Here is a 16557-nt window from a genome sequence, read left to right as displayed (position 1 = left end):
GCCCGATCTGCGCGGCGCCCCTCCTCTGGTACCCCGATTGCAAAGCGGCTGCGCCGATTGCATAGTCCGCGCGGTTTGCAGCGCCGGGGCGCGCTGATTCTCTGGGGGAGTTGGGGACGACGATGGCGGATGCCGATCTTGATGCCGTGATCCGGCAACTGGCCAAGCAGCAGAACAAGGCTATTCTGGCCGCGGCGAAAAAGCGCAAGGACCGCTTCAACGGCATGGCCGTCAAGGCCAAGGACAAGGACGCCAAGGAGCGCTTCAAGCTGCTCGCGCGCGAGGCGGTCGAGCAGGCCAATGCCGCCGCCCGACGGCTCCTGATCTCCGCCGACAACGTCGCGGACAGCTACGCCCGCGCGATGCGCCAGGCCGCCGCCGCGGAGCTGCCCAGGAAGCCGGAGACCAAGCAGCCGGAGAAGAAGGCCGACGGTGCGGCGGCCAAGCCGCAAGGCGGCAAGGCGACGAGCAAGGCGGCCGGGAACGATCCAGCCAAGCCCACACCGAAGAAGGCCGCGCCGAAGAAGGCCGCCAAGAAGGCTTGAGCCGGGCTCCGAACGTGGGAGCCTCCCTCCGCAAGATTGCGCCCTCGACAACAACCTTCGCCGGGCCTTTCGACTTGCCTCCGCAACAATCTGTCCGGATGACTGCATGAAGGTGCTGGTTTGGCATGTGCCAAGCAGATGTTCATGCTCATCGTGAAGCTACGGCTTCAGGACGACAGAGAACAGGCGAAAGCCCGCGATCTTCGGAAACGCCTCCGCGGCCTCGGGCGAGACCAGGGCCACCACGGCCGCGCTCACCTCGCCATTGTTCAACCGGGTGATCGCGGTGGCCTGCCCTTCCAGCAGCAGCACCTCCGTCGCACCGGCCGCATTCATGGCCGCGGTGATCTTCGCGTTGGACTTGGCATAGCGCTCGTCGATCGCGATCACCTTGCCGCTGAGATCGCCTACGCCACGCACGGTGGGACGCGCCAGCAGCACAGCGACGAGAGGACTTTCGCCGGGTCCTTCGGGGACACGCAGCGCGGTCATCCGCTCGGCGAGCTCGGCGGCCACCGTCACCGCAGCCACCATGACGTCGTTCTGGACCTTGGCCGGACTCGGCGTGTCCGTCGTGGCGGCGGGGGTCTTGATCACCGGCGAAGGTGCTCCGTCAGCCGGCGCAGGCGAACCGGGCCGCGGCGTTCGCGCCGGCGCCGCGAGCGGCTTCTCGATCGGTTTGTCAACCGGCCTTTCAGTCGGCTTCTCAGCCGGCTTGGCGGTGACGATTTGCGACTTGACCCGGCGCTTTGCGGCACGGGCGTGCCTGCGCTGCAGAGCCGCGCGGCGCGCGACCGCAGGCTTGTGGATCGTGGTGGCAGGCTCCAATGATTGCGGCGACTGGTCGGCGACGGGACCGTCCACGCATGGCCTTCCGCTCAGATCGACGCAAGACGATGCCACCTGCGGCGTGACCTGGTGGCTGCAGCCGGCCAGCGCCAAGGTTGAAACGACGGCCAACGCGCCGAGACAAAGCGCTCTCACTTTTCCGCTCCTGACGACTCTCCCGCGCACGAGACGCGCCTCTGCTCTGGCCTGCTATTTCAAGGGTCATCGGTTAAACTCAGGCTTAAGCGCCGGTCCCGGCACGCGGACTCAGTGAGGCGTGGTTAATGTCGCGCGCACAAGGCGGCGACATTGGCCGGCCTCGACCGCGCGACTCAAGCATTCCCCCAGCCGACATCAAATAGGCTTCACGGACAGCGATCTTCGGGGGCTGCGATTGAGGGGCGCGCTTGCGGACCACGGACATGCGGGATGGGCCAATGAATGTCGACAGCACGGCATCTGCCGTGTGCGTTGCCGTGGGTCTGGGCCTCGGCACAGCCAGCGATCGGGGCGGTTCACGGCGCTCGCCGGCCGCTCCGTGAGCTTCACCGCCAAGCTGGTCGGGCCGGAACGTCCGATCTACGAGCTGACGGATTGACGCAGCCGGCCGGTGCGGCACGCTGCGCCCGGCACGAATTCCGTTGATCGGATCGCCGCGCGCCGCCATGTTGCGGCAGGCTCGTCGCGACGCGCCGCGTTCCCTGCGCCCGCCGCGGCGGAACGAAGCGCCGCCGCAGATGTTTCTCGAACTTGCGAAGGATGCTCCATGGCCAAGACAGACCCCGCAGCCGGCAAGCCGATCGCCAATGCCGCGCTCGCCAACATTCCGCGGCTGATCACGGCCTATTATGCGCTGAAGCCCGACCCGCACGAGCCGACCCAGCGCGTCGCGTTCGGCACGTCGGGCCATCGCGGCTCGTCGTTGAAGACCGGCTTCAACGAGAACCACATTCTCGCCACCAGCCAGGCGCTCTGCGACTACCGCCGCCAGCAGGGCCTCGACGGCCCCCTCTTCGTCGGCATCGACACCCACGCGCTGGCCGAGCCCGCGCTGGCCAGCGCGCTCGAAGTGTTCGGCGCCAATGGCGTCGAGGTGATGGTCGACAAGGACGGCGGCTACACGCCGACACCGGTGATCTCGCACGCCATCATCTCCTACAACAAGGGCCGCACGGCGCATCTCGCCGACGGCGTCGTCATCACGCCGTCGCACAATCCGCCGGAGGATGGCGGCTACAAATACAATCCGCCGCATGGCGGCCCCGCCGACACCGATGCGACGGGCGAGATCGAGCGGCAGGCCAATGTCTATCTGGCCAACGACCTCGATGGCGTATCGCGCATCAGCTACAGCCGGGCCAAGCAGAGCGGCTCGGTGCACACCTACGACTACATCACGCCCTACGTCGCCGATCTCGCCAACACCGTCGATCTCGAGGCCGTCAAGTCCGCGGGCATCAAGATCGGCATCGATCCGCTCGGCGGCGCGGCGATTGCCTATTGGGCGCCGATCATCGAGCGCTACGGCCTCAATGCCACCATCGTCAACGATCTCGTCGATCCGACCTTCCGGTTCATGACCGCGGACTGGGACGGCAAGATCCGCATGGACTGCTCGTCGCCCTATGCGATGGCGAGCCTGATCGGCATGCGCGAGCGCTTCGACGTCGCGTTTGCCAACGACACCGACGCCGACCGCCATGGCATCGTCACGCGCTCGGGCGGGCTGATGAATCCGAACCACTATCTGGCGACCGCGATCTCCTATCTGTTCGCGCACCGGCCCGACTGGCGCAGCGACGCCGCCATCGGCAAGACCATCGTGTCGAGCTCGCTGATCGATCGCGTCGCGCAGAAGCTCGGCCGCAAGCTGGTGGAGACGCCGGTCGGCTTCAAATGGTTCGTCGAAGGGCTCGGCTCCGGAAGCTTCGGCTTCGCCGGCGAGGAGAGCGCAGGCGCCTCGTTCCTGAAGCGCGACGGCACGGTGTGGACCACCGACAAGGACGGCCTGATCCTCGGGCTGCTCGCGGCCGAGATCATGGCCAGGCGCGGCCGCGACCCGAGCGAGCTCTACAAGGAGCTGACGGCAGAGCTCGGCGCGCCGGTCTATGAGCGCATCGACGTGCCGGCGAGCCCGCCGGCAAAGGCGGCGCTGAAGGCGCTGACGCCGGAAATGCTGAACCTGAAGGAGCTCGCCGGCGATCCCGTCCGCATGGTGCATACCAAGGCTCCGGGCAACGGCCAGTCGTTCGGCGGCATCAAGGTCGAGACCGACTACGGCTGGTTCGCGGCGCGCCCCTCCGGCACCGAGGACGTCAACAAGCTCTATGCCGAGAGTTTTCGCGACGCCGAGCATCTCAAGCGGATCCAGAGCGAGGCCCAGGCGGCGCTGGCGAAGGTTGGGTGAAGAGGGCGAGTAGCGAATGGGGGCTTCCTCATCCCCTATTCGCTACTCCCTATTCGCCATTCGCCCCTTTCCACCATTCGCTTCCCCCTCGCCTTTTCCTTTCCCTCCGTATCGGATATCGATGGATGGACAAGGAATTAGACAGCCATCGGTGAGACCGGATGCGAAGCTCTTCGACTGCCTTGCGCGTCACCTTCAGCGCGCTCGCAACCTCGTTCATGCTGGTTGTCAGCGCGTCGGCGCAAATGGCGCCGGAGGCTGCGGCGCCGCGGCCCAAGCCGGCGCCATCGATGCGCGCCGCGGCCTGCCATAACGGCCAGAGCTTCGACCGGTTTCTCGCCGAGCTGAAGCAGCGTGCCATTGCCGAAGGCGTGTCTCAGAGCGCGATCGCGGCCGCCTCGCCCTACCTCACCTACAACCAGGGCATCGTCAATCGCGACCGCGGCCAGCGCGTGTTCGGTCAATTGTTCACCGAGTTCGCCGGCCGGATGGCCGCGCCCTACCGGATGCAGAACGGCCAGCAGCACATCAAGGCGCACGCGGCAGCGTTCGCGCGCGCCGAGAAGGAGTATGGCGTGCCCCCGGCGGTCATCGCCGCGTTCTGGGGTCTGGAGAGCGATTTCGGCGCCAACATGGGCAATTTGCCGGTGCTGCCGTCACTGGTGTCGCTGGCCTATGACTGCCGCCGCAGCGAGCGCTTCCAGAACGAGACCATCGCCGCATTGAAGGTCATCGACCGCGGCGATCTCACGCCGTCAGAGATGATCGGCTCCTGGGCTGGCGAGCTCGGCCAGACCCAGTTCCTGCCGACCCACTACGTCACCTATGCCGTCGACTATGACGGCGACGGCCGCCGCGATCTCCTGCGCAGCGCGCCCGACGTGATCGGCTCGACCGCCAACTACATCGCGACCGGACTGAAATGGCGCCGCGGCGAGCCGTGGCTGGAGGAGATCCGCGTGCCGCAGACGTTTCCCTGGGAGCAGGCCGACCTCACCGTCAAGGCGCCGCGCAGCAAATGGACCGCCCTCGGCGTGACCTATGCCGATGGCCGGCCGCTGCCGAACGATGCGCTCGAAGGCTCGGTGCTGCTGCCGATGGGCCGCAACGGCCCGGCGTTCCTGGCCTATGCCAACTTCGCCGCTTATACCGAATGGAACAACTCGCTGATCTATTCGACCACGGCCGGCTACCTCGCCGCCCGCATCGCCGGCGCGCCGCCAATGCGCAAGCCCGCCGGTCCCGTGGCGCAACTGCCGTTCAACGAGATCAAGGAGCTGCAGCAGCTGCTGGTGAAGGCCGGCTTCGACGTCGGCAAGGTCGACGGCGTGCTGGGACAGCAGAGTCGCACCGCGGTCAAGACGATGCAGCTGCGGCTGGGGCTGCCGGCCGACTCCTGGCCCACGGCAGAGCTGCTCACGCGGATGCGTGGAAACACGCCGCGGGCGCAGGCGGCACCGGCTTCAACGACAGCGACGCGGTGAGCGCACATCGGCGGGCGACGCCCGCGCGTGGCGCGTAAGAGCCCAAACGAGTCGATGACCTCTTACGACCCGGCGCGCAGCCGCGTTGGCCAGCCGACACGGACCAAGGTTTCATCCGGGTCGGATTGCGCGAACTCGTACATCCCCCAAGGCTTGTCTTCGGGCGTTTGCTGAAACTCCCGCGCCGCGGCGTCGACATCCTCGACATAGAGGTAGAGTCCAAAGGGGTTTCGGCCCGGCGTCAGCCATCCCTCGACCGCGTCCGTCAGGTGCAGAGATCCACCTTGCGGATTCGACAGCATGCGATAGGTGTCGGGCTCACCCGGAGCCGGCCTGTCGCTGTCCGGGCGCGCAAAGCCGAGCCGATTGTAGAACCGCTCCGAGGCATCGAGATCATTGCACGGCAGGATGGCGATCAAAGCTCCGGAACGGATCATGCGTGTCCTCCGATGTCATGCGACCATCGTCCGCTCCTCCCAATTCCAATCTATCACCTTGGAATTGGACCGCGAGATGATCGCTCCGGACACAAAAGCGGGAGCTGACGGACAACTCGAGCCCGTCGGCTTGTCACAATGATCTCCATCCCGAGCATGGTCGGCAACTCAGCCGAATGAGCCGTCGCCGTCATGCCTGCCTCAGTACGGGTGCCGGTCCTTCTTGTCCATCCAGGCCTTATACGCCTTCAGGCCGGTGTCCCGCTCGAAATTCTCCACGACCTCGATCCGGCGTTGCGTCCACGGCTTGGCGAAATCCTCATACTGGAAGGCATGCGCCTGATGGATGCCAGTCGTGCGACAGCAGTGGCGACCGCCTATTTGCCGCGACATCGAAAATCGCTGAGAACGCCGGCGACGGCCAGCTCGCATAGACGAGGTGATATGCCGGGAACGGTAGGGCAGCAATCCGCCAGCGCCCGGAAAAACCGGAAAGATGCAGTTGCATTCTCTTGAACGCCGCCCCATCTCCGAGGGCGCGCGCTTTCGTCGCGACGTCTCCTGCCAAGAGAGAGCATCACATGTCCTTCTACGATTCGACCGTCCCGGCCTACCTCCAGATCCTCGGCAGCCTGTCCGGCCTGCTCAGCAAGGCCGAGGCCCATTGCGAAGCCAGGAAGATCGCCCCCGAGGTGCTGCTCGGCGCACGCCTGTATCCGGACATGCTGCCGCTCTCCAAGCAGATCCAGCTCGCCTGCGACTTCGCCGCCAAGGGGTGCGCGCGGCTGTCCCACAGCGAGATCCCCAGCACGCCCGACACCGAGACGAGTTTCGCCGAGCTCCGCCAGCGGCTCGCCAAGACCGTCGATTACCTCAAGGCGTTCACGCCGGCGCAGTTCGACGGGGCCGATAGCCGCGACGTGACCTTTCCGAGCGGGCCCAACACCACCCTGACCCTGAAGGGGCAGGACTTCGTTAACCGCGTCTCGTTTCCCAACTTCTATTTCCACGCTGCGATCGCTCACGGCATTCTCCGCCACAACGGCGTCGACATCGGCAAGCGGGACTTCCTGGGCGTGGCCTGATCCCCTTTCGTGCACTGCGACAGGCTGTCCAGCGGACGGCCAGTCGCGGCCGCTCCATCGCGCGGCTCGTCTGCGCCGGACGGATACCTCCCGGCATTGCGCTGTTCGCGGCAATGCACAACTGACCTGAATCCCCTGCTCCTCCCTCCTGGAAAGACCCCGATGAGTGCATCCAAACTGTTCGAGCCGTACCAGCTCGGTCCGATCACCCTCGCCAACCGCGTCGTGATGGCGCCGCTGACGCGCAACCGCGCCGTCGAAGGCCTCGCCGCTGGTCCGCTGACGGCCGAGTACTACGCCCAGCGCGCCTCGGCCGGCCTCCTGATCTCCGAGGCGAGCCAGGTCTCGCAGCAGGGTCAGGGCTATCAGGACACGCCCGGCATCTATTCCAAGGCGCAGATCGCCGGCTGGCGCAAGGTGACCGACGCGGTGCACGCCAAGGGCGGCCGCATCTTCATCCAGCTCTGGCATGTCGGCCGCATCTCCCATGTCTCGCTGCAGCCGAACGGCGGCGCACCGGTCGCGCCGTCGGCCGTTGCCGCCAAGACCAAGACCTTCGTCGGCGGCGCCTTCACCGACGTCTCAGCGCCGCGCGCGCTCGAGCTCGGCGAAATTCCCGGCATCGTCGCGGCATTCAAGCAGGCCGCATTGAATGCGATCGAGGCCGGATTCGACGGCGTCGAGATCCACGGCGCCAACGGCTATCTGCTCGACCAGTTCGCCAAGGACGGCGCCAACAAGCGCACCGATGCCTATGGCGGGTCGATCGAGAACCGCGCAAAGCTGATGCTCGAGGTCGCCAAGGCCGTCTCGGAGGCGATCGGCGCCGACAAGACCGGCATCCGTCTGTCGCCGGTGACGCCGGCCAACGACATCTCGGATTCCAATCCGCAGGCGCTGTTCGACTACATCGTCGACCAGCTCGCGGCACTGAATCTGGTCTACATCCACGTGATCGAGGGGGCGACCGGCGGCCCGCGCGACGTTGCACCGTTCGACTACGCCTCGCTGCGCAAGCGCTTCAACGGCACCTACATCGCCAACAACGGCTATGACCTCGCGCTCGCGAACAAGCAGCTCGATGCCAACGCGGCCGACCTGATCGCCTTCGGTCGGCCGTTCATCGCCAATCCCGACTTGGTCGAGCGGCTCAAGACGGGCGCAGCTCTCAACGAGCTCGACCGCGCCACCCTCTATGGCGGCGGCGAAAAGGGCTACACCGACTATCCGACGCTGAAAGCGGCGCAAGCGGCGGAGTAATCGTCATCTCGTAGGGTGGGCAAAGCGCTGCCGCCAGGCGGCGCGTGCCCACCGTGCATCCGCGCAAGCGGAGGGAATGGTGGGCACGGCGCGCAAGAGACCGCGTCTGACGCAGCATGTCGCTTGCGCGCCTTTGCCTACCCTACAGCCCCGCGATCCAGCACATCCCCACCTACATCATGCTGCCCGGCAGGAAGCAGCGCACATCGATGCGCAGGCCCGTATTCAGCTCGCGATAATACACGGGCCATACCATCGTCCGGCCGGCGCGATTGGGCTCAGTCACCACGGCCTCTTCCGGAACGACCCACCATTGGCCTTCAATGCGGACACGATAGCGGCCATCCTTCGTGTCCCAATCCGTGTCCGAGAGCGCGGTGCCATCCGCATCCGAGCAGCACGGCCCCCTGCCCGAACGCAAACTCTCGAACCAGCCCTTGAGCGGAGAATTGGCATAACGCCCGTCGAGATCGCGCGCCGTCGCATCGCCAAGCAGCAGAGAATGCGCACCTATACCGCCGGCGAGAGTCGCGACCGAGATTGTCGCTCGTACCCAACGGCGGACGTGGGGCCGGCGAACGGCATCCACCAATAATGAGACGATCGATACAAGGCTTGAAGATCTACGACTCATGTGCACACCTCGCTGCTCGATACGATGCGCAATAGCTGGTCGGCTTCTGTGGCGGAAGTTCGTAGTTGACGGAGGCCGGCAGCAACTAATCGCGATGCTTCGTAAATTCCAAGAGCAGGCAACGATCCCGCTCACGAGGCCAGCGGGATAATTGCCCGAGACCCGGCGTGAGCAGGCCCCTCGACGATTCATGCAGGCTGCGTAGGGTGGGCAAAGCGGCCGCCCCGCAGGCGTCGCGTGCCCACCGCGCACCCGCGCAACCGGAGGGAATGGTGGGCACGGTGCGCGATGGAGTTCAGCTCGCGGCATGCAGTGTCGCGCGCGCCTTTGTTCACCCTACGGCAGCGGAGACGCGTCGCGCCGCGCGCTGCGACGATGCAGCGACAAAAAGGCCGGGATTGCTCCCGGCCTCTTCGACGTCGTGCTTCGCAGGCTCTGCCAAAGGCGGACTCTTCAGAACTCCGCCCGCACCTTCAGCACCGCCGACTGCTCGAGATACTGGCTGCCGACCACGGCGTTGTAGCCCAGCGAGATCGACTGACGCTCGCCGAATGCCACCAGCTTGAGCGCGGCGCCCAGCTCGGCCAGGTTGCGTTCGGGCGACGGTCCGGCGGCGAAGAAGGTCGCGCCGCCGCCGGCGAAGCTTGCGGTCACGTTCTGCGCGGTGTTGCCGAACTCGTGCCGCCATGCCGCCAGCGTCTCCAGGCCGAAGCCGTAGGTCGAGGTCACCAGCAACGGAACCGAGGCGCGGAGGCCGAGGTTCGAGCGCACCGAATTGGTGGTCTGCTTGGCGATCGCGAGCGCAGCACCTGCGGTGCTGGTCTCGGTGTAGGCCTGCTGATCGAGGCGGGCATAGGTCACGCCGGCAAACGGCGTCAGCACGGCCTGATCCACCTTCACGGGCAGACCGAATTCACCGCGGAGCAGCGTCAGCCACCCCTTGTGGCTGCCGGAGGCGGTATCGGTGAAGCCCGCGAAGTTGATGCGGCGCGTGGTGGTGTAGTCGACCAGCGCGACGCCGGCGGAGCCGTTGACGTACCAGGACGGCTGGACATAGGCACCGTACACCGTGCCCTGATAGTGCTGCATCCCGACCGCATCGCCGGCGGCGGTCCGATCGTCCATCGCGCTGGTGGCATAGCCGAACGCGGCACCGACGCGGAAGGCACCATCGATCCGCTGATCGATGCCGGCAACGAGCCCCCCGGTATTGCCGCTGTAGCCGGCAACACCGGCCACGTCGCGCTGCGACGCATTGGTGCCGATCAGGCTGCCCCAGACGGTGCGTTCCGGTTCGGGCGCGATGGCCGGAGCCAGCGCTGCCTTCACCGTCGGACGGGCCTTGGTCGCATTGAAGGCCATCAGCATCGAGGTGAGCGGATCGGTGTCGTCGGCGAACGCCGAGGCGACGCGCGAATTGGGCGATGCGGCCGCGGCCGTCAGCCGGTTGTCGATCTGGTTCTGGAACAGCGATGCGGTGCTGAGCGGCACCTGGACCTGGGCGCCGTTCACGAACGGACGCAACTGATCGCCGGCGCTGCGCACCTCCCTGTCGGTGCCGAGGCTCTGCACCGCGCCGCCGAGCGCCTGCACCTGCGCGTTGCTGCCGCTGTAGCCAAGCAATCCGTTCAGCGCGGCGAGGCTGGAGGGCGAGATGCCGGCGATGGTCGCGGGCGACCGCACGGATGCATTCAGCAGCAGAGCCCCGGTGGACGTATCGGCCGTGAAGCCGACCAGCGCGCCGGAGAAATCGACGTCGAGCGGCGTCGCCGACACCGCCGTCGCGACGCGGTAGACATCGCCATGGCGCACGATGCCCTGAAGCGTCGGCGCGACCGTGCCCGCGCCCGCAAAGGTCACCGCGCCCGTGATGTTGCCGATCCTGGTCGACGGCGCCGCCGCGGTGCCGCCAGATCCGAAGATCGTGGTCCGCAGCACGACGCCATCGACGAGCTGCACGCCGGCCCCGCCGCTCACGGTGACCTGCGACTTCATCAGGTCCAGCATGCCGAAATTGACGATGCTGGCGAGGCTTGTCACGCCGTCGAGCGTCAGCGAATTGCTGCCGAGGCCGTTCTGCGCGACGACGTTGCCGCTGAAGCCGGTGCCCTTGAGCAGGATGGCATTCGTCGCGCCATCCTCGTCGTTGATGGTGATGTCGCCGCCGAGCGTGCCCGTGTTGACCAGATTGAATGTACGGGCGCCGAAGAACGTCGCCGCCTGGTTGGTGCTGGCGGCGCAGAGCGGGTCCGTGGTGTTGGTGCCGGCCGTCGGACAGGCGTTGCCGTTGGCATCCATGCCCGAGCCGGAACTGCTATAGGTGCCGGCGACGGTACCCGCGGTCGCCTTGGCAAAGGAGCCGCGCGAGGCGCTCTGGTCGACCGAGATCGATCCCGAGATCGTGCCGCTGTTGGTGATGTCATGCTCGCCCGAGCCGAGATAGAGGTTACCCTGGATCAGGCCGGCATTGGCGATGACGCTGTCGCGCGGGCCAGAGTTTGAGCCGCTGCCGGTCAGCGGGAAGGTCGATCCTGCGGCGAGACCGGCGGCGGTGGTCAGCGGATTGGTATCGAGCGCCAGGATGTCGCCCTTGATCACGCCGCTGGCGTTGTTGGTCAGCGTCAGCGCCTTGGTCTCCGTCACCGTCACGTTGCCGCTGGAGTCGAACTTGTAGAGCGGCGAATCCGGATTGCTGCCGGGGATGGTATCGAACTCGGCGCCGGCGAACGCTGCGATCGCCCAGTGACCGTCGTAGAAGCGGCTCGCCGCCGTCCAGCTCGTGTTGGCGATGGTGCCGGAGTTGGTGATCGAGGTGTCGGCCCGGCCGTAATAGGCAGCGGCATAGTTGCCGGTCGCCGAGATCGTACCGCCGGCGCGGTTGTTCACCACGAAGCTGTTGGTGTTGTCGTCGGAATAGAGCGCCGAGATGACCGCGAGGTTGGTGCCGTTGTACCGGCCTGTCGCCGTAGCGCCGATCGAAACGCTCAGCTTGCTCGCATCGAACGCGCCGAAGACATTCTGGGTGACGGCGAGCGTCCCAGTGTTGTTGACGGTGAACTTGTTGACCTGGCTGTCGGCGACGACGACGTGAAGCCGGCCGGCGCTGAGCTGGCTGGTGGTGAGGCTCAGCCAGCCGGCATTGTTGATGATGACGTTGTTGACCGCCGGATCCTCGGCATTGGAGAAATTGGCCGCGATCATGCCGCGATCGGCCAGGCCGGTCTGGGTGTTCGTAGTGAGATTGCGAACGGCCGTGGAGTCCAGCGTGACGATCGTCGTGGGAGGGTTGGGATTGTAGCCGGTCGCTGGAAAGACCGGGTTCGCCGGCGTATAGGAATTGCTGCCGCTCGAGGGCGTCGCTGTCGCCGCAGCGGCGTCGTACACGGTGATCGCGGAGGAGATGCTCCCGCTGCAGGTGACCGTGACACCCGGCGTCGTGCACTCGGCCCTTGCCTCGCCGACGACCATCCATGTCGACAACAACACGAAACTAGCGGCAGCCGCCTCGCTGCGCTTTTTGCTTTTTGATTTCACCTGACGCCCCACGTTACGCAATACACAGCTTCTTGTTGATGACCGATTGTATCGAAACGTTGGCAGGAACCAGCAAGGCGAACTTTTCTATGAACGCACGGGACATTGTCCAACTAACAGCGGAATTAGTCCCATAGTAATTCGATTAATCATCATAAGCGGCTTCGCTTGAAGCACCGCTCTCCCGCCAGATCTGAAACTTGACGACGAGGACGGCAGACCGCTCCACCGCGAAGGACATCGCAGAGATGAACTCCGCGCTCGCGGTTCCGGCACCTGCAAGACCCCGACCAGCAAATGAAAAGGCCGGGATTTCTCCCGGCCTTCTTGCCACGGTGGGGGCTGCCGTGGCGCGGCGCGGATGCGCCTATAGTCGTCAGGATGCGAAGCTCAGAACTTCGCCCGGATGCCGGCATAGGCCGCGAGCGGCATTCCCGGCACCATGCTGCGGGGATCGTTCAACGCGAACGCCGTTCCGCCGCCGGCGGTGTTGAAGCCGGCAGGGTCGAACACGGTGCCCGCCGAGTAGTAGCGCTGGTTGAACAGGTTCTGGATCAGGCCGAACACCTCGACGTTCTTGGTCACCTGATAGGACGTGTTGACGTTCACGACCCAGTAGGCCGGAACCTTCGGATAGACGTTGGTTTCGTCGTGCAACAGGTACTGGCTGCCGACATAGTTGACGCTGGCGCCGACCTTCCAGGCGTCGGTCACGGCATATTCCGCGCCGAGCTTCAGGCGATGCGCCGGAATGCCGGGAATGTGGTTGCCGGAGACGACACCGACCGGCGCCCCGAGGAACGGATCGTTGACGTCGAAAGCACTGCGGAAGGTGGCGTCGATGAAAGTATAGTTGGCGTATGCGGTCCAGCGATTCCAAGCGAGATCGAGCTTGGCCTCGACACCCTGGCGGAGGGTGGTGCCGGCGTTCTTGAAGTAGCCGCGCACCGGGTTGGCCGGGTCGACGACCTGGATGATGTCGTCGGAATTCTCGGTCCGGAACAGGCTGAGGCCCCAGCGCAGCCGCCAGCCGTCATCAACCGCCACCGACTTGATCGGCGCCTTGCGATAGGCCGGCAGATCGGCGGCGTAGGCCGAGCGGCCGCCGGAGATCTCGCCGCGCAGGCCGCCTTCGACGGTGCGCGACACCACCTGCTTGAGCGGCGGATCGGCGATCAGGAAGTTGTCGATCAGGCAGGGATTGGCCGGATCGGAGCAGCCGAGCTCGAGCGGCGTCGGCGCGCGGTTGGCCTCGGAGTAGCCGGCGTAAGCGGTCATATCAGGCGTGATCTTGTAGGTCAGGCCGACCACCGGGTTGAAGCGCTGGAAGTTGTTGTTGCTGTTCAGCAGCGGCGCGAAGCCGGTCTGGTCGCGCAGATTGATCTGCGCCCAGTTGAAGCGGCCGCCGGCCGTCAAGGCGAGCTGCGAGGTGATGTCGAAGGTGTTGGTCGCGTAGACGCCGAGATAGGTGTTCTTGGCGTTCAGGTTGACCGGGGCGAGGCCGGCATTGGGCTGATCGACGTAGACGCCGAGGCCGGTGACGAACAGATTGTTGTCGATGGTGCCGAGCTCGGAGGTGGCCTGGAAGTTGGTATTGCCGTGATCGACGCTGGCGCCGACGACGAAATGGTTGTCATGGCCGAAGAGCTGCGTCGTCGAGGTCGCCTGCAGCGAGCCGCCATAGCTGTCGGTCTTGACCGTGTTGCGGTCGATCTGGCCGAGCGCCGCATCGCCCGCCAGCGTGTTGACGGTCGGACCGTTGCGGTTCATCTGGAACTCGGTGCCGGCGGCATCGCTGAGACAGAATTCGCCGGGGAACGCGCCCGCAGGGTCGCAGGCCGCAACCTCGGTGCCGTTGCCGTCGATGCGCGCGGATTTGTAGTTGCGGTAGTAGCCGTTGGCCTGGATCGAGAGCGTGTCGGTCGGCGCCCACTTCATGCTGGCCTGCACCATCTGCATCTGCAGGCGCAGCGACTGCGGCCAGGTGTAGACGCTGGACCAGCGCTGATTCAGCATCTCGATCGGCGTAGCCGCGACCGAGCCGAGCTTGTTGTCGGCGCCGGTGAAGGAGAGGTGGAATTCGGTGTTGTCGCCGCGCGCGCCGAAATCGGCATACATGCGCCGGATCTGCGAGGCCGACGAATAGTCGCGCCAGCCGCGGTCATAGGCGCCTTCCGCGGCAATGTATGTCGAATAGGTGCCATTGTTCCAGCCGTATTGCGCGCCCGACTGGATCCGGCCGAACGAGCCGCCGAACAGCTGCGCTTCGCCGCCCTGGTAGTTGAAGCCGTTCTTCATCTCGATCGAGAGCGCGCCGCCGGTGGCGTTGAGGCCGAACAGCGGATTGTTCGGCATCAGGGTCATGCGCGCGATCGCCATTTCCGGGATCAGGTCCCAGTTCACGACGTCGCCGAAGGCCTCGTTGATGCGGGTGCCGTTCTGGTAGACGGCGATGCCCTGCGGCGTGCCGAGCACCGGCGAGGCGGTCTGGCCGCGGTAGTTCAGGTCGCGCTGAAACGCGTTGCCGGTCTGGTCGCTGAGCGAGACCCCGGGCACCGATTGCAGGATGCCGTCGAGCAGCGTCGGCGCACGGCTGTGGTCGAGCTCCCGCGCCCCGATGGTTTCGACATTGGATGGAATCTTGTCCTTCGCGATCTCGCTGCCCTGAACGGGCGAGACGCCGACCACCTCGATGGTCTGCAGGGTTTGCTGCGCGAACGCAGCCGTGGGCAGCAACGCACACGTCGCGAGAAGCGCGCTCTTCAGCGCCGACAGTCTGGTCAAGACGTCCCCCAGTTTCTTGTCGACCGGTTCCGGCAACAGCCCACGCCCCTGAGCCCCACCCGCACCAAAACTGGTCGATTTACCCGTTTACGAACCTTAACATTCGTAAACAGCCGTCCAGTTCGTCGCAACGGGCAATATTCTTCGGCCCCTAGGGACAATCTTCCCGGATCCGGAAAGTGGAGATCAATTCGCCGGGCTCTCTCCCAGACTCGGCCGCACTGTTGCACCCGATCCTGGTTTGCAAGGGAACTCATTGGTAGAGGGAAGCATCGGCGCCGTCGGCGCCATAGGGGCAAGACGACGTCGGATGTATCGCGTTCTTCTCGTCGACGACCACCCGGTCGTGATCACGGCCTGCCGCTGGCTGCTGAACGAAGCCGGGATCCGCTCGCTGTCCGAGGCACACGATGCCGACAGCGGGTACGACGCCTATGTCCGTGACCGGCCGGACGTCGCGATCGTCGATCTGCGTCTGCACGGGCAGGAGCTCGGCGGCATCCGTCTGATCGAACGCATGCGGTCGCACGATCCCCGCGCCCGGATCCTGGTCTTCAGCATGCATGCCGATCCGCGTATCGTCCGCTCGGCGATCGACGCCGGCGCCAGCGGCTATCTGCTGAAGGACGCGCCGCCGCACGAGCTGCCCAAGGCGTTGGAGCAGGTGCGCGCCGGCGGCACCTATCTCGATCCGCAGCTCGCCACCCGCATCGCCCTGCTCCGCGCCGACCCCGACGGCATGGCTGCCCCTGCGCTGACCCCGCGCGAGCGCCAGGCGCTGGCGCTGCTGGCCGAGGCGAAATCCTATCAGGCGATCGCCGACCATCTCGGCATCAGCTACAAGACCGTCATCAACCTGACCTACCGGCTGCGGCAGAAGCTCGGGGCCCGCAGCCTGCCCGACCTGGTTCGTCTCGCAGTGGAAATGTCCCGCCCGAGCTGAAACGCGAGGGGCCTGCGACGGTCTCCCGTCGCAGGCCCCGTGAGTCCATGTCCTGGTCGCGTCCGATACGGACGGCGCCTCACTTCAGCAGCTTGGCGACCGACTTCAGCTCTTTCGAATCGAGCGTGCCGTCGTTGTCAGGATCGGCCGCCTTGAAGCGGCCTTCCACCAGCGCGAGATACTCGTCCTTGGTCAGCGTGCCGTCATTGTCCGGATCCGCGGCCTTGAGATCCTTGGCCGAAACGCGGCCGCGCAGCTCCTTGGCGTCGAGCGTGCCGTCATGGTCGCGATCGAGACGATCGAACAGCGCGCCGGCGGCCGTGCGGACCTCGCTCATGTCGGCGGTGCCGTCCTTGTCGGGGTCGATCGCGGTCAGCAGCTTGGAAGGGGCCGGTGCACTGACAGCCATCGTCGACGTGCCGACGATCGCGGCCATGCCGACGGCAGCGGCCGTCATCATCAGTTTCCAATTCATCGAATTGATCCTTTGTCTCCGCCGTCCGAGGGGCGGCGATGAAGGGCACGAAAACAACGTATGCGAGCGTCGCTGGTTTCATCGGCAACGCGCCACACATCGCTTTGACGTATGGGAGGCCCTGTCATTTCGCAAGTGCAA

Annotated in this window: 13 protein-coding genes; 6 read left to right on the top strand and 7 right to left on the bottom strand. The window is 65.8% G+C overall.

What is annotated here, in order from left to right; genetic code table 11:
• Positions 1-122 precede the first annotated feature (122 nt).
• Complete coding sequence (locus QX128_RS21750; RefSeq protein WP_316217346.1) at positions 123-545, top strand: hypothetical protein; 423 nt, start codon at positions 123-125, stop codon at positions 543-545.
• Between the two features lie 159 nt (positions 546-704).
• Here QX128_RS21750 and QX128_RS21745 read toward each other — a convergent pair whose 3' ends face one another.
• Positions 705-1409, bottom strand: coding sequence for a hypothetical protein (locus QX128_RS21745; protein WP_316238486.1), 705 nt, complete (start codon positions 1407-1409; stop codon positions 705-707).
• A gap of 730 nt (positions 1410-2139) precedes the next feature.
• On the opposite strand from QX128_RS21745, the gene pgm reads away from it, so the two are divergent.
• Together pgm and QX128_RS21735 are read left to right on the top strand one after the other, a co-directional pair.
• Entirely contained in the window at positions 2140-3780 is a 1641-nt protein-coding gene (pgm, locus tag QX128_RS21740) for a phosphoglucomutase (alpha-D-glucose-1,6-bisphosphate-dependent) (protein WP_316238485.1), read from the top strand.
• Positions 3781-4025: 245 nt separating this feature from the next.
• Positions 4026-5264 carry a lytic murein transglycosylase gene (locus QX128_RS21735; RefSeq protein ID WP_316178458.1) on the top strand — a complete coding sequence of 413 codons (1239 nt, stop codon included), beginning with the start codon at positions 4026-4028 and terminating at the stop codon, positions 5262-5264.
• A 62-nt stretch (positions 5265-5326) separates the two neighbouring features.
• Here QX128_RS21735 and QX128_RS21730 read toward each other — a convergent pair whose 3' ends face one another.
• Positions 5327-5701, bottom strand: coding sequence for a VOC family protein (locus QX128_RS21730; protein ID WP_316238484.1), 375 nt, complete (start codon positions 5699-5701; stop codon positions 5327-5329).
• Positions 5702-5902: 201 nt separating this feature from the next.
• A complete protein-coding gene (locus tag QX128_RS21725) occupies positions 5903-6094 on the bottom strand; it encodes a hypothetical protein (RefSeq protein ID WP_316217349.1) in 192 nt (63 codons plus the stop codon).
• Positions 6095-6282: 188 nt separating this feature from the next.
• Here QX128_RS21725 and QX128_RS21720 point away from each other — a divergent pair, with 188 nt between their 5' ends.
• Both QX128_RS21720 and QX128_RS21715 read left to right on the top strand, forming a co-directional pair.
• A complete protein-coding gene (locus QX128_RS21720; RefSeq protein ID WP_316238483.1) occupies positions 6283-6786 on the top strand; it encodes a DUF1993 domain-containing protein in 504 nt (167 codons plus the stop codon).
• Positions 6787-6948: 162 nt separating this feature from the next.
• Positions 6949-8046 (top strand): alkene reductase, encoded by a 1098-nt coding sequence (locus QX128_RS21715; protein ID WP_316238482.1) that lies wholly within the window; start codon positions 6949-6951, stop codon positions 8044-8046.
• A gap of 172 nt (positions 8047-8218) precedes the next feature.
• Here QX128_RS21715 and QX128_RS21710 read toward each other — a convergent pair whose 3' ends face one another.
• The 3 genes from QX128_RS21710 to QX128_RS21700 form a co-directional block, all read right to left on the bottom strand.
• A complete protein-coding gene (locus QX128_RS21710; RefSeq protein WP_409997934.1) occupies positions 8219-8587 on the bottom strand; it encodes a hypothetical protein in 369 nt (122 codons plus the stop codon).
• Between the two features lie 546 nt (positions 8588-9133).
• Positions 9134-12166, bottom strand: coding sequence for an autotransporter domain-containing protein (locus QX128_RS21705; protein WP_316238481.1), 3033 nt, complete (start codon positions 12164-12166; stop codon positions 9134-9136).
• A 438-nt stretch (positions 12167-12604) separates the two neighbouring features.
• Positions 12605-14998 carry a TonB-dependent receptor gene (locus tag QX128_RS21700; protein WP_316238480.1) on the bottom strand — a complete coding sequence of 798 codons (2394 nt, stop codon included), beginning with the start codon at positions 14996-14998 and terminating at the stop codon, positions 12605-12607.
• Positions 14999-15308: 310 nt separating this feature from the next.
• Between QX128_RS21700 and QX128_RS21695 the strand changes: the two genes are divergently transcribed.
• The gene (locus QX128_RS21695) at positions 15309-15941 is read left to right on the top strand and encodes a response regulator transcription factor (protein WP_315802742.1); all 633 of its coding nucleotides are present in this window, start codon (positions 15309-15311) and stop codon (positions 15939-15941) included.
• A 79-nt stretch (positions 15942-16020) separates the two neighbouring features.
• Here the strand turns inward: QX128_RS21695 and QX128_RS21690 are convergent, their stop codons facing one another.
• Positions 16021-16377, bottom strand: coding sequence for an EF-hand domain-containing protein (locus QX128_RS21690; protein WP_315802873.1), 357 nt, complete (start codon positions 16375-16377; stop codon positions 16021-16023).
• Between the last annotated feature and the right edge of the window lie 180 nt (positions 16378-16557).

This window comes from Bradyrhizobium sp. SZCCHNR1015 (assembly GCF_032489875.1).
Lineage (GTDB): Bacteria > Pseudomonadota > Alphaproteobacteria > Rhizobiales > Xanthobacteraceae > Bradyrhizobium.
This window is presented reverse-complemented; position numbering and strand designations above follow the sequence as displayed.

Excerpts from the sequence above, each read along its gene's own strand:
- QX128_RS21750 (WP_316217346.1), top strand. The coding sequence starts at position 123 with ATGGCGGATGCCGATCTTGATGCCGTGATCCGGCAACTGGCCAAGCAG.
- pgm (WP_316238485.1), top strand. The coding sequence starts at position 2,140 with ATGGCCAAGACAGACCCCGCAGCCGGCAAGCCGATCGCCAATGCCGCG.
- QX128_RS21720 (WP_316238483.1), top strand. The coding sequence starts at position 6,283 with ATGTCCTTCTACGATTCGACCGTCCCGGCCTACCTCCAGATCCTCGGC.
- QX128_RS21730 (WP_316238484.1), bottom strand. The coding sequence starts at position 5,701 with ATGATCCGTTCCGGAGCTTTGATCGCCATCCTGCCGTGCAATGATCTC.
- QX128_RS21715 (WP_316238482.1), top strand. The coding sequence starts at position 6,949 with ATGAGTGCATCCAAACTGTTCGAGCCGTACCAGCTCGGTCCGATCACC.
- QX128_RS21695 (WP_315802742.1), top strand. The coding sequence starts at position 15,309 with ATGTATCGCGTTCTTCTCGTCGACGACCACCCGGTCGTGATCACGGCC.
- QX128_RS21725 (WP_316217349.1), bottom strand. The coding sequence starts at position 6,094 with ATGTCGCGGCAAATAGGCGGTCGCCACTGCTGTCGCACGACTGGCATC.
- QX128_RS21690 (WP_315802873.1), bottom strand. The coding sequence starts at position 16,377 with ATGGCCGCGATCGTCGGCACGTCGACGATGGCTGTCAGTGCACCGGCC.
- QX128_RS21735 (WP_316178458.1), top strand. The coding sequence starts at position 4,026 with ATGGCGCCGGAGGCTGCGGCGCCGCGGCCCAAGCCGGCGCCATCGATG.